Raw genomic sequence first — 12,311 nt, forward strand, 5'->3', positions numbered from 1 at the left:
TCGTGGATTGGGTGTTCACCATAGGGAAGCGGCCGGGCGCAAGTCCGGCCGCTTTTCTGTTTTGCGCACGTGTGCTGTTGGGCACATCGGCGGGCGTTGCAGCCTGTTGGACTTGGCCATTTGATCCATGCCCTTGCAGCGCCGAACCATGTGCGTCAAAAGCAGGGAGAATTGATCGGGAGAGCCGGCGTGCGCCACATTTATGTCATCGGTATCGGAACGGGAAATCCCGAACACGTCACCATCCAGGCCATCGGCAAGATGAACGCCGCCGACATGATCTTCCTGCCGACGAAAGGCGAGGAGAAGGAGAAGCTTGCTTCCGTTCGCCGCGAGATTTGCGAGCGCTTCGTCGCCAATCCGAAGACCCGGATTGTCGAGTTCGCGATTCCGCACCGCAAGACGGCAGACCGCAGCTATGTCGAAAGCGTCGATGACTGGCATGCGGCACTGGCGCAGATTTTTGTGCGGCTGATCAACGATCTCCCCGACGGCGGCGCTGGCGCCTTTCTCGTCTGGGGCGATCCGAGCCTTTATGATAGCGTGATCCGCATTATCGAGCGGGCAAGGGAACTCGGCACTGTTGATTTCGACTTCAGCGTCATCCCGGGGATCACCAGCATCCAGGCGCTGGCGGCAAGCCACCGCATTCCGATTAACATGGTAGGAAAGCCGGTCGAGATCACGACGGGGCGCCGGCTTGTCGAGCATGGGAACCGGGCGAATAGCACCGTGGTCATGCTAGATGGAGAGCAGGCCTTCTCCAAGATCGAGGATCCGGATGCCGAGATCTTCTGGGGCGCCTATCTCGGTACGGACGATGAGATCGTGCGTTCGGGACGGCTTGGCGATGTCGCCGCGGATATCGTGAAGTTGCGCGCCGAAGCGCGGGCGCGACACGGGTGGATCATGGATATCTACCTGCTGCGCAAGGGTCGCGATTTCGACGATCTGTGACACTGGCAATGGCTTTGCCCCGTGCGTCGCGATCATGCAGGCGCCGGGCGGAAGGAAATGACGAGATGGCACTCGACGAGCGCATCAAGACGGACATTGCAGGCGAAGCCGCGCAAGCCTATGCGCGGCGCGGTGCCTGTCCGACTCTCGCGCGGCCGATGCCGACGGGCGATGGCCTGCTCGCTCGCCTGCGTCCGCAGGGTGGCGTCCTGACGGTTCATCAGTGCGCGCAACTGGCACAAGCCGCCTTGCTGCATGGTAACGGTTTGCTCGAGATCACGGCGCGGGGCAGCCTCCAGATCAGAGGACTTCGGCCGGAGACGGTCGAGCCGTTCGCCCAAGCGGTGGATGCGGCCGGCATCATCGTGTCGCCCAATCCCGTGATCGAGTTGCCGCCGCTGAATGGTGCTGAATTCGGTGACGTCGCGGATGCTGCCGCGATGGAATTGCTGCTGCGGGATCGGCTCGCCGAATATCTGCAGCCGCCGGGGCTTGCGCCGAAGCTGTCGATCATCGTCGATGGCGGTGGGCGCTTTGATTTGGCTGATGTCACGGCGGATGTCAGGCTGTTGGCCCTTTCGGCGGAAGAGTGGCTGGTCGCCATTGCTGGGTATGGTGCCAGCGCTCGTCCGGTTGCCGTCGGCACTGCCGATGAAGCGATCGAGGCGGTCGGTGATGCCCTCAAGCTGCTGCTTTCGATCGGCTGGCAGAAACGTTGCCGCGATATCGATCCGGAGCGATTGGTATCTGTCTTCCCGGATATGCACGCCATTTCGCGCCATCCGCGCGCGGGCGAGACGCCATCGGTTGGCATCTCTGCAATGGAAAACTGTACGGCGGTGATCGGTCTCAAGCCGCGTTTTGGGCAAATACACGCGAACGACCTTCTGGCGTTTCTGACGTTCGTCGAAAGCCATGATGTGACGAACATCCGACCGGCGCCCGATCGCGGCCTTTTCATAACAGGCTTGAACAAAGAGAGCGCGGCGGCAGTGCGGCTATCAGCGAAGCGCTTCGGTCTATCCGCCGATAGCGACGATCTCTCATCGCGCATCGCCACTTGTGCCGGTGCAGGCGCTTGCGCGTCGAGCTTCTACGCCACCAAGGCATTAGCGGAGACGCTGATCGAGCGGTGTCCGGAGGCGTTGGATGGCTCGCTCGACCTGCATTTGTCCGGCTGCGCCAAGGGCTGCGCCCACCCACGCCGTGCTCTGACCATCTCGGGAGCCGCAGACGGCTACCATCTTGTCCTCGATGGCCTAGCGTCGGATGCGCCTGATACACAGATTGCTGGTAGTGACATCAATTCCGCTATAGAGAGGCTTTCCCGTCTCATCAAAAGTGAAAGACAAGCTGGCGAATCTGCTAGGGCCTGTCTCCACAGGGTGGGGACGGCCACGATTACGCGAGCACTGCGACAGGACTAGGAATGCCAGACTACGATTACATCCACAGCGGTGACGCCATCTATGAACGGTCGTTCGCGATTATCCGCAGCGAGGCCGATTTGTCGCGGTTCTCCGCCGAGGAGGCCGACGTTGCCGTGCGCATGATCCATGCCTGTGGATTGGTTGAAGCCGCCGAGCATTTCGTGTTCGCGCCGCATTTCGTCAGCGCCGCGCGCGCGGCGCTCCATGCCGGCGCGCCGATCTTCTGCGACGCCGAAATGGTGGCGCACGGCGTGACCCGCACCAGGCTTCCCGCAAAGAACGATGTCCTCTGCACCTTGCACGATCCGCGCACCGCGGAACTGGCGAAGGAGACCGGGAACACGCGTTCGGCCGCCGCCCTTCATCTCTGGAAGGACCGTCTTGCCGGCAGCGTCGTCGCGATCGGCAATGCACCGACCGCGCTCTTCCACTTGCTTGAGCTCATGCGCGATGGCGCGCCGAAGCCAGCGGCGATCATCGGCATGCCTGTCGGCTTCGTTGGTGCTGCGGAATCCAAGGATGCCTTGGCTGAGAATTCCTACGGCGTGCCTTATGCGATCGTGCGCGGAAGGCTTGGTGGCAGCGCCATGACGGCAGCGGCCGTCAACGCGCTGGCGAGGCCCGGTCTATGAGCGGCGCCGGTCGTCTCATCGGCGTTGGCACTGGTCCCGGCGATCCGGAACTGCTCACCGTCAAGGCCGTCAAGGCAATCGAAGCAGCCGATGTGATCGCCTATTTCGCCAAGCGCGGCAGGGGCGGCAACGGCCGAGCCATCGTTGAGCACCTGATCGGGCAGGACGCGGTTATGCTGCCGCTCTACTATCCGGTGACCACCGAGATCGAAAAGAACGAAGCCGAATACCGGCGACAGATCACCGATTTCTACGAGGAGTCGGCGGCGGCTGTCGCCGCGCATCTCGACGCCGGCCGAACCGTGGCCGTCCTCAGCGAGGGCGATCCGCTGTTTTATGGCTCCTACATGCACCTGCATGTACGCCTCGCCAACCGCTATCCTACCGAGGTCATCCCCGGCATCAGTGCGATGTCCGGCTGTTGGTCTCTCGCCGGCATCCCGATCGTGCAGGGCGACGACGTATTGTCGGTTCTGCCCGGGACGATGGCCGAGCAGGAGCTCGAGCGCCGTCTATCCGATACGCAAGCCGCGGTAATCATGAAGGTGGGGCGCAACCTACCGAAGATCCGCCGCGCGCTGCAGGCATCGGGAAGGCTTGCCGAAGCGGTCTACGTCGAGCGCGGCACCATGGCCAACGCGGCGATGATCAAGCTCGCCGACCGGCCGGAGGGCGATGCGCCTTACTTTTCGCTGGTCCTCGTTCCCGGATGGGAGAGCAACCGATGAGCGGGCAGCTTTTCGTTATTGGCACCGGTCCGGGGAATCCAGATCAAATGACGCCGGAGGCGCATGCAGCCGTTTCGAAGGCCACGGTCTTTTTCGGCTACGGCCCCTATCTCGATCGCCTGAATTTGCGGGCCGACCAGGCGCGTCAAGCCTCGGACAATCGCGAGGAACTGGATCGCGCGAGCGCCGCGTTGCGGGCCGCGTCCGAGGGCGCGGTCGTCTGCGTTGTCTCGGGTGGCGATCCTGGCGTATTCGCAATGGCGGCTGCGGTCTGCGAGGCGGTCGACAATGGTCCAGACGCGTGGCGGGATGTCGATCTCGTTATCCTCCCGGGTATCACCGCTATGCTGGCAGTCGCCGCCCGTGTCGGCGCCCCGCTTGGCCATGATTTTTGCGCGATCTCGCTCTCCGATAATCTGAAGCCCTGGGCGACGATCGAAAAGCGTCTGACCGCAGCAGCCGAAGGCGGCTTTGTGATCGCGCTTTATAATCCGATCAGCAAGGCGCGCCCCTGGCAGCTCGGCAAGGCGTTCGAATTGCTGCGCGAAAAGCTGCCCCGCTCGACACCAGTTATCTTCGGCCGCGCCGCTGGACGGCCCGATGAGCGTATTTCCGTTCAGCCGCTCGATGTCGCGGATGCCGCGACGGCCGATATGGCGACATGCGTGATCATTGGGTCGGCGGAGACGAAGATCATCGAACGCAAGGGCCGGGCTGATCTCATCTATACCCCTCGCTTCAGCCCGGGGGGCAGCAGGTGATTGATCATCGCCAAGGCCTCGTCGACAGTGGCGACCGTGGAGATGGCGGGCGCTTCTGCGCGGCCGATCATGATCACCTCGATACCGAGCGCGCGGGCCGCGGCGATCTTGGCATAGGTGGCCGAGCCGCCGCTGTTCTTGGTGATGACGACATCGATGCGGTGCTCCCGCAGCAGCGCGACCTCGCGTTCGACATCGAAGGGTCCGCGATCGAGAAGATAATGTGCATGGGGAAGCTGGGGTTGCAGATCGACCGGGTCGACGCTTCGGATAAGATAGTGGTGCTGCGGGGCGGCATCCGCCCTATGCGCTTCCTGACGACCGATGGCGAGAAACACGCGGCGCGGCGCACTGCCGATTTGCGCGATCGCGTCCTGGACACTCGCGGCATGCCGCCAGCGGTCGCCCGCCTCGGCCTGCCAGGGCGCGCGACGAAGGCAGAAGGCTGGAAGACCGCTTATTGCGGCAGCTTCCGCGGCGTTTTGCGAGATGCGCGCGGCAAAGGGATGCGTGGCATCGATCAGCAGGTCGAATTTTTCGTCACGCAGAAAGCTCGCGAGCCCCTCCGCGCCGCCAAATCCGCCGACGCGGGTGGGCAGGGACTGCGGAGCGGGTTTTTCGGTCCTGCCAGCGAGAGACAGCAGGGCATCGTAGCGCGGTTGAGCGGCAAAAGCCTTGGCGAGCGCGCTTGCCTCGGTCGTGCCGCCAAGCATCAGAATGCGGATTTTGCTCATGGCTGATATGTCTTCCGCTCCCGGCCAACCTTGGCTGACTATTATCGGCATCGGCGAGGATGGTCCAGCAGGGCTCGGCGATGAAGCCAAGCGGCTGATCGCCGCTGCCTCCGTCGTCTTCGGCGGCGCTCGCCATCAAGCGCTGGTGGCCGGTCTCATTCAGGGCGAATGCCTTGCGTGGGAAAGCCCGTTCGAGCGTTCGGTGGCTGCGATCATCGCGCGACGTGGCTCGCCTGTCGTCGTGCTCGCCTCGGGTGATCCGTTTCTCTATGGTGTCGGCGCCACACTGTCGCGGAGCGTTGATGCCACGGAGATGCGTACGATACCGGCGCCGTCATCCTTCAGCCTTGCTGCTTCGCGGTTGGGTTGGCCATTGCAGGAAGTTTCTAGCGTTTCGCTGCATGGGCGTTCGCTCGATCTCATACGTCCTCATCTGCATCACGGCCGGCGCATCATCGCGCTGACCTCGGATCAGGAGACGCCGACGCAGCTCGCGGCTTTGCTCGTGGCCAATGGTTTTGGCCGGTCGCGGCTGCATGTGCTGGAAGCGCTTGGCGGCGCGCGTGAACGCGTCAGGACCTGCCAAGCCGATGCATTTGACCTTAAGGACATCGATCCGCTGAACGTCTGCGCCATCGATATCGTGGCCGGCAAGGGTGCGCGCGTGTTGGCCTTTGCGCCCGGCCTCGACGATGCGCTCTTCGAGCATGATGGCCAGATTACCAAGCGCGAGATCCGGGCATTGACGCTGTCGACGCTGGCGCCTCGCCATGGCGAACTGCTGTGGGATATCGGCGCCGGCTCCGGCTCGATCGGCATCGAGTGGATGCTGTGTGACCCGTCGCTTCGGGCCATTGCCATCGAGCAATCTAGCGAGCGGGCGCAGCGCATTGCGCGCAATGCGGCCGCCTTTGGCGTGCCGGGGCTTGCGGTCGTGCAAGGCGCAGCACCACAGGCGTTGCAGTCGCTGCCCGAACCCGACGTCGTCTTCGTCGGTGGCGGGGGAAGCGAGGATGGGGTAATGGAGGAGGCGATCGCGACGCTGAAAAGCGGCGGCCGACTGGTCGCCAATGCCGTGACGCTCGAGATGGATGCGAAATTGCTGGCTTTGCGCGCCAGCCTAGGCGGGTCGTTGACCCGCATCGATATTTCCCGCGCCGGTGCGATCGGCGCGATGACGGGCTGGCGCCCGGCAATGCCCGTCACGCAGTGGCACTGGGTCAAGAATTGAGGACAAGGATATGACCGTTCATTTCATCGGCGCTGGCCCGGGTGCCGCGGATCTCATCACCGTGCGCGGCCGCGACCTCATCGGAAAATGCCGCGTTTGCCTCTATGCGGGTTCGATCGTTTCGCCAGATCTTCTCGCCTATTGCCCGCCGGGAGCGCGGATCGTCGATACCGCCCCCATGTCGCTCGATGAGATTGAGGCCGAATATCTGCGTGCCGCCAATGCTGGCGAGGATGTTGCGCGCCTGCATTCGGGCGACCTCTCGGTCTGGAGTGCAGTCGCCGAACAGGTCCGCCGCCTTGAGAAGCATGGCATTGCCTACACGATGACACCAGGCGTGCCGTCCTTTGCCGCAGCGGCGGCCGCGCTCGGGCGCGAACTCACCATCCCCGAGGTCGCGCAGAGCCTGGTTCTGACCCGCGTATCGGGGAGGGCGTCGCCGATGCCTGATGGCGAGACCCTGACGCGGTTTGGCGCTACGGGCGCTACGCTTGCCATCCACCTCGCCATTCATGCTTTGGACCGGGTTGTCAGCGATCTTTCGCCGCTCTACGGGGCCGAATGCCCCGTCGCCATCGTCGTAAAGGCGAGCTGGCAGGATGAGCGGATCGTGCGCGGGACGCTCGGCGATATCGAGGCCAAGGTGGCCGCGCAGGCGATCGAGCGGACGGCGATCATCTTTGTCGGCCCATCCTTGTCATCGACCGATTTTCGCGAAAGCTCTCTTTATGATGCGACCTATCAGCGTCGCTTCAGAGGCCGACAGTAAAAAAACCGCGAGACTTAGGCGTTCGAGCCGCGCAATTGCCCGGCCGTGTGTCTGCGCGTCCGATGATCGGCGCGCGGCGAGGCGTAATGTTATCCACAGCGCCCAATATCGTCGAAGATCGCCCTGACATCCGCGCCTCAAGGGTAAACGAGGGATTAACCAATTGGATTAGCTTGGTTTCGTGATCCCGTTACAGAGGCGTTGCTACAGTATTTACTAGAGATGATGTTGCTTCGTCTATGTCAGAACAGTACGGACTTTGGCACTATACCGTGAGGCGAAAACACAAACGATTATTATCGTTAAGAAATGGTATTTCTAAAGAATAAATGCCGTACGCTTCTTGGTTGATGTTTTTGCTTCGGAGTAAAAAATAATTCCTGTTTTCATCTTTTGGCGGTACAAATTTATATACTGCGCATTTTTAATCTAACTCTGACGAAATATTTTGTATTGATTGTCACTACTGATGTATGTAGGTTCTTAATAAAGTAGAAACCACACGCGATAAGTGATCCAAAACGGATAAACTACTTTACTGACTTAATACACGCCGATGTCCCCCGAGTATTGCATTTCGTTGCGAATGGTCACCTCTAACACTATTGAGTATGAGGCTAGTATGAATTACGTACCTTCGGAATTTGAAAGCGGACGCACGCCTGTCAACAGACTTCAGGCCGTTGCCGTGGCACCCAGAGCTCTCAGCGAACTGGGCGAAGTAAAGGTTATCGGCGAGGACCGGTGCTTGCTGATTATCGACGGCAGAACACTCGAGCGCGAATGCCTCGCGACGACGTTGACGCAGAACGGTCTTGGCATGAAGGCCTGCGCGGTGGGCTCGGTGGCGGAATGGCGGCGAAAGAAAGATGCAACGCAGCGCGTCAAGGCGGTCCTGCTGAACATCACCGGCCGTGCGTCGAGCGATGGCGCTCTTTATGAAGAGATCGCCAGCATCGCAACCGAACTCGCACCGGCGCCGTTGGTCATCCTTGCGGATGGCGACGATCTCAACCAGACGCTCCGGGCGATCGAGCACGGTGCTCGTGGCTTCATTCCCACCTCTGTGGGTATCGAAGTCTGTGTGGAAGCCATTGGGCTCGCCGTCGCCGGCGGCACCTTCATCGTCGCGGGCAAGACCTTCACGTCGTCGGCTCCTGTCGACAACGCGCCGCGCCAGAAAGAGCTGTCACGCATGTTCACGCTGCGCCAGGCCGAAGTCGTCCAGGCGTTGCGCAAGGGCAAGGCGAACAAGATCATCGCCTATGAACTAAATCTGCGCGAAAGCACCGTCAAAGTTCACATTCGCAACATCATGAAGAAGCTGAAGGCAACCAACCGTACTGAGGTCGCCTACAAGCTGAACGATCTGTTCCAGTCCGACTCGCGCTGGAACGCATCGGCGGACTAAGCCAGGCTAGGCGGTGCCATCCGTGCTGAGCGGATCGTTCTCGCTGATGGCGCCTGACGGGTTCCGCGATCCTTCATCACCTGTTCTTATCTCTTGGCCGTCGGGGTGTACCCGGCGGCCAAGAATTTGTCGGTAGCCCTTCTTCGAAAAGGGCTGGAACAGCTGGCCAATAAAGTTATCGGCGACACGACCGCTGATGCCGATATCCGTTGGCGGGCGACGGTCGGGATTGAAATAGGTGCCGAACAGTTGATCCCACAAAACCAGGTTCTCGCCGTAGTTCGTATTGCCCTCTGCCAATACGCGCGAGTGATGCCAGCGATGCAGGCCCGGCGTACTGAAGACCAGGTCGAGCGGGCCTGTCCGCACGTCGATATTGCAGTGGGTGAGAAGGCCGATGAAGGCCGTCACGGCGCCAATCCATAAAAACACCGGCAGCGGCGCGCCCAGGAGATAGAGCGGAAGCTGGCTGAGTGCGATCTTGAACAGCGAGTCCATGAAATGAAACCGGCCGGTATTCACGACCCACAGTCGCTCGACACTGTGATGAAGGGCATGAAAGCGCCATAGCGACAGGATCTCGTGCGCTGCGCGGTGGGCCACGTATAGTCCGAGTTCGGCGATCGCCAATCCAAGAACCACCTGAAGAGCCAGCGGCAAGCTGCCGGGCCACACATCGGGTAAGCTCATGAACAAAGGATGGGCGACGGTCGCGACAGCCATCGGCGCGGTCGCACCCAGCGCGGCGGCCAGCTGAACGCCGCCCTTGCTCAGCAGCGTGTGCGCGACGTCATTAAATGTCTGGCCGTCCCGCTGCAACCATTCCTTTTCGAAAGGAATCACGCGCTCGAAGAGGGCGATCAAGCAGACGATCGCCAGATAGACCGCGTTGAACCACAGCAGCGGCGCTGTGCTCCGAAAGGCGAACCCGGCTCCGACCAGTCCCGCTGAAAACAGCGCTGGCCACAGTATCCATGAAAGCAGAGCATAGGGAATTGATGTGCTCTTGTCGGTCACGTGTTCTCTCCGCCAAAGTTCAATGCTGTTCATTGATACACTACGACTGTGCCTCCTATGCAATATCGCGCGTCTAGGCAACCTCGCGTGCACAGGTCGCGTGGAGCGCGCCCGTACCTTGAGCGTTTGCCGAAGAGAATACCGGTCTTTGTTCCCCGTGCAGCTTCACGGGCTTTGCCGGTGTCATTATCGCCACCGATCCTAACAACTCGCCTAACCTTGTGTCGACAGTCATCATGGTGTTGCTGGCTTATGCAGGGCGTGAAGCACAGTGCTTGTTCGTCCGTCAGTCGCGCCAATAGCGCCTACGATCAGATGATGGCGACCGGCTTCCTTCTCGTCATCGTTTGCAGTGTCAATGCAGCGGCCTCGTCTGGACGCCTCGACTTGCTATTCATCTGGTCTAAGATCTCGACGGTCAACCTCGTTATCGGCGCGGTCGTTACTGGTTACCCCAGTTTACGCTTGTGGCGGAAGCGCTGTGCGGTTTGCTGGTCGGCGTCTAATTGCCTGATCAGTTCTCACAGAGAACCGTCACCACCCGTCGCCCTATGCGAGCCGATAGAACAGCTTCAAGAACACTTCCGGTTGACATGCTTACGGCATTCTTTATTCAAAGTAATTTCATTGTATTTGCCTGTATATCAAAAATGATGATGCGATAATACAAATATACCGACCCCTGAGATTTGCGTTTGTGCTAGCGCTATTGCCGTTGCCGCTTGCGTCAGTCTTCACTGTTTCCGTAATGAATTTTGACTATTGCATCAGTGAAATTTTGCGCTTAGCATCGTACCAAGTTAATAATAAAGTGAACGAGAGCAATATCGTCGAGTGCGGCTTCCTTAGAGTCTAAGTATTGTGTCCGGAAAAATCTTTTTCGGAGGTGTTGTTTGCGTGCTTTCCGGGGGGGAGATATGCGAAAGACAATGAGAATCGCCACCTCTCTCGATGGGGGATCAGTCGAGAAACGTTATCGCTCACGCTCCGATAGCCCCTTCGTCATCGCATCTGCCTCCGCTCACGTTGCAGTTGAGCTCGCGCTGCCGCTACTCAGCAGCGGATCGGCGGATGGAGTTGCTCGTCGGCGACATTCCATTCTGAGAAAATCTCACCGATCGCGTGCTTCTTCGCGCGGTGCTGCCGCCACGCGGCGGGACGATATCCGAGCGCGCAAGCCGCTCTTCATCGCGACATGAGTGAGATGACATTTGAGGCGCACGCTGATGACAGATGAACTTAGGGAGATCATGCGCGTTGGCGCGAGACACGCAATCCCGGGTCGGAAAGCCACGATCGCATACCGGCTGCTGCCTACAGCGCCGGTTGCTTGTCGATCGATCCATCAGACGCCCGATGGGGGAAGGCGGCAGTTCTGCGTTTGTGGCATCGATAACCGAGGTCGATGACGATGGCGTGGAAGAGCGCACGCAAGCGCAGCGTTACATTTCGCAAGCGCCAACAGCGGGATGAGCCCTTCGCTTGGAGCATGCAGCCCTATCGGGAGACCGGACCGCGCGTGATGACCTGCATGGCTCTTGTCATGCCCGAAAATGGATCCGGCAGCGGCCGTGCGCATAACTGGATCGTTCTGATCAGCAACGAGATAAAGTCACGTGCCTATCAGCATAGTTCTGCCGAAATGCAGGCCCGGTCATTTGGTTCTGATGGCGATGACGACGATCAGTTCGAAGAGTGATGGCGCAGTGGAATGGGCCGTCTCAACCTTAGTTTCGAATAAATCTGAAGTATAAGTTTGAAGTATTAATACTAAATGAGCAATGCAGGTCGGTCCCGACACTGGGCGCGCTTACAGCGCATGAACGGCCTGCCTTTCATTGTAAGCATCGCTGTCTGGCCCGAGGTTGTAAGGCCGTTCGTGGCGTGGCTTGTCGCTAGCCAATCGTTGGCTCGATTACGCGTCCTCCCGCTCAGGGGCCATGCCACATCAGACATATACTACCAGTACGGTCGAAATTTGTTGGCGTATAAATCGCCTACTCTTGGTTTGTGTTTTCGAGAGTTACTCCCACGCTAAGTAGTATGTTCGACGAAACATCGGAGAAAAACATACTCTGGCTGCGAAATACTAAATAAGGAGTATTGCTGGGCGAATTGTTGGGCGTATTAATCTTGTGTTAACTAGACTGGCGGGTTGAGGATAAACGTTATGACCATGCCAGTGGAACACAGCTGGAACGCGCGGCTTTCAGCCAGAAATGATCGACTGTGGTTCAGCTTCAATGCCGTCGCGACGACCTATGTCGCGGCTGTTCTTGATTTCGCGGCGCTATTCTTTGCAAGCGCCGGTGGGTACATGTTGTACGAGCAAGTATTCTTGGGGATGGATGGCGACTTGTCGCGATTTGCGGGCATCGGCCTGCTTGTCGCCACGGTTTTCGTCTTGGCTATGGGCGGCGCTCATGCTTACCGTCCTGCCGGGCTGTTGTCGTTTCGCCGGCAGATGGCTATTATCTGCACGTTCTTACCAGCGGTCGTTGCGTTTCTTCTTGCGATTGTTTTCTTCCTCAAGATTGGAACAACGGTGTCGCGCGGCGCCATCCTATCGGCCGCCGTTCTATCTTTTGGCACGCTGACGACCCTGAGGCTCGCTTGGTATTCCTACCTGAACCGCGCGGTT

At 59.8% G+C, this 12,311-nt stretch carries 11 protein-coding genes and 1 pseudogene; 10 read left to right on the forward strand and 2 right to left on the reverse strand.

Annotated features, from left to right (window positions below):
* Positions 1 to 189: 189 nt before the first annotated feature.
* The 5 genes from cobF (at position 190) to B3605_RS03220 (ending at position 4,508) form a co-directional block, all read left to right on the forward strand.
* Positions 190 to 957 carry a precorrin-6A synthase (deacetylating) gene (cobF, locus tag B3605_RS03200; protein ID WP_112818934.1) on the forward strand — a complete coding sequence of 256 codons (768 nt, stop codon included), beginning with the start codon at positions 190 to 192 and terminating at the stop codon, positions 955 to 957.
* A 65-nt stretch (positions 958 to 1,022) separates the two neighbouring features.
* Positions 1,023 to 2,384: a precorrin-3B synthase gene (cobG, locus tag B3605_RS03205; protein ID WP_113168317.1), complete on the forward strand. Its 1,362-nt coding sequence runs from the start codon at positions 1,023 to 1,025 to the stop codon at positions 2,382 to 2,384.
* A 2-nt stretch (positions 2,385 to 2,386) separates the two neighbouring features.
* Positions 2,387 to 3,019, forward strand: a complete 633-nt coding sequence (locus B3605_RS03210) for a precorrin-8X methylmutase (RefSeq protein ID WP_112818761.1) — start codon at positions 2,387 to 2,389, stop codon at positions 3,017 to 3,019.
* Entirely contained in the window at positions 3,016 to 3,747 is a 732-nt protein-coding gene (locus tag B3605_RS03215) for a precorrin-2 C(20)-methyltransferase (protein ID WP_112949545.1), read from the forward strand. Before B3605_RS03210 ends, B3605_RS03215 begins: the two co-directional genes overlap by 4 nt.
* A complete protein-coding gene (locus tag B3605_RS03220) occupies positions 3,744 to 4,508 on the forward strand; it encodes a precorrin-3B C(17)-methyltransferase (RefSeq protein ID WP_113168318.1) in 765 nt (254 codons plus the stop codon). Before B3605_RS03215 ends, B3605_RS03220 begins: the two co-directional genes overlap by 4 nt.
* On the opposite strand, the gene B3605_RS03225 is transcribed toward B3605_RS03220, so the two are convergent.
* Entirely contained in the window at positions 4,472 to 5,242 is a 771-nt protein-coding gene (locus B3605_RS03225; RefSeq protein ID WP_183794334.1) for a cobalt-precorrin-6A reductase, read from the reverse strand. The genes B3605_RS03220 and B3605_RS03225 overlap by 37 nt on opposite strands.
* On the opposite strand from B3605_RS03225, the gene cbiE reads away from it, so the two are divergent.
* The 3 genes from cbiE to B3605_RS03240 all read left to right on the forward strand — a co-directional run bounded on the left by cbiE (position 5,241) and on the right by B3605_RS03240 (position 8,653).
* Complete coding sequence (gene cbiE, locus B3605_RS03230) at positions 5,241 to 6,473, forward strand: precorrin-6y C5,15-methyltransferase (decarboxylating) subunit CbiE (RefSeq protein ID WP_113168320.1); 1,233 nt, start codon at positions 5,241 to 5,243, stop codon at positions 6,471 to 6,473. The two genes, B3605_RS03225 and cbiE, sit on opposite strands and share 2 nt — an antisense overlap.
* A gap of 10 nt (positions 6,474 to 6,483) precedes the next feature.
* The gene (gene cobM / locus B3605_RS03235; RefSeq protein ID WP_113168321.1) at positions 6,484 to 7,242 is read left to right on the forward strand and encodes a precorrin-4 C(11)-methyltransferase; all 759 of its coding nucleotides are present in this window, start codon (positions 6,484 to 6,486) and stop codon (positions 7,240 to 7,242) included.
* Between the two features lie 622 nt (positions 7,243 to 7,864).
* A complete protein-coding gene (locus B3605_RS03240; protein WP_112943566.1) occupies positions 7,865 to 8,653 on the forward strand; it encodes a response regulator transcription factor in 789 nt (262 codons plus the stop codon).
* A gap of 6 nt (positions 8,654 to 8,659) precedes the next feature.
* Here B3605_RS03240 and B3605_RS03245 read toward each other — a convergent pair whose 3' ends face one another.
* Positions 8,660 to 9,670 carry a sterol desaturase family protein gene (locus B3605_RS03245; protein WP_113198381.1) on the reverse strand — a complete coding sequence of 337 codons (1,011 nt, stop codon included), beginning with the start codon at positions 9,668 to 9,670 and terminating at the stop codon, positions 8,660 to 8,662.
* Between the two features lie 1,411 nt (positions 9,671 to 11,081).
* Between B3605_RS03245 and B3605_RS03250 the strand changes: the two genes are divergently transcribed.
* Together B3605_RS03250 and B3605_RS03255 are read left to right on the forward strand one after the other, a co-directional pair.
* Positions 11,082 to 11,369 carry a hypothetical protein gene (locus tag B3605_RS03250; RefSeq protein ID WP_162735405.1) on the forward strand — a complete coding sequence of 96 codons (288 nt, stop codon included), beginning with the start codon at positions 11,082 to 11,084 and terminating at the stop codon, positions 11,367 to 11,369.
* Positions 11,370 to 11,840: 471 nt separating this feature from the next.
* Positions 11,841 to 12,311 (forward strand): annotated as a pseudogene (locus tag B3605_RS03255) (polyprenyl glycosylphosphotransferase); the annotation flags it as partial.

The organism is Rhizobium sp. UBA1881, assembly GCF_002338015.1.
Lineage (GTDB): Bacteria > Pseudomonadota > Alphaproteobacteria > Rhizobiales > Rhizobiaceae > Rhizobium.

Bases quoted from the DNA above. Each gene is read 5' to 3' on its own strand.
- B3605_RS03215 (WP_112949545.1), top strand. From the start codon at position 3,016: ATGAGCGGCGCCGGTCGTCTCATCGGCGTTGGCACTGGTCCCGGCGAT.
- cbiE (WP_113168320.1), top strand. From the start codon at position 5,241: ATGGCTGATATGTCTTCCGCTCCCGGCCAACCTTGGCTGACTATTATC.
- B3605_RS03240 (WP_112943566.1), top strand. From the start codon at position 7,865: ATGAATTACGTACCTTCGGAATTTGAAAGCGGACGCACGCCTGTCAAC.
- B3605_RS03220 (WP_113168318.1), top strand. From the start codon at position 3,744: ATGAGCGGGCAGCTTTTCGTTATTGGCACCGGTCCGGGGAATCCAGAT.
- B3605_RS03225 (WP_183794334.1), bottom strand. From the start codon at position 5,242: ATGAGCAAAATCCGCATTCTGATGCTTGGCGGCACGACCGAGGCAAGC.
- B3605_RS03210 (WP_112818761.1), top strand. From the start codon at position 2,387: ATGCCAGACTACGATTACATCCACAGCGGTGACGCCATCTATGAACGG.
- B3605_RS03250 (WP_162735405.1), top strand. From the start codon at position 11,082: ATGGCGTGGAAGAGCGCACGCAAGCGCAGCGTTACATTTCGCAAGCGC.
- cobG (WP_113168317.1), top strand. From the start codon at position 1,023: ATGGCACTCGACGAGCGCATCAAGACGGACATTGCAGGCGAAGCCGCG.
- cobM (WP_113168321.1), top strand. From the start codon at position 6,484: ATGACCGTTCATTTCATCGGCGCTGGCCCGGGTGCCGCGGATCTCATC.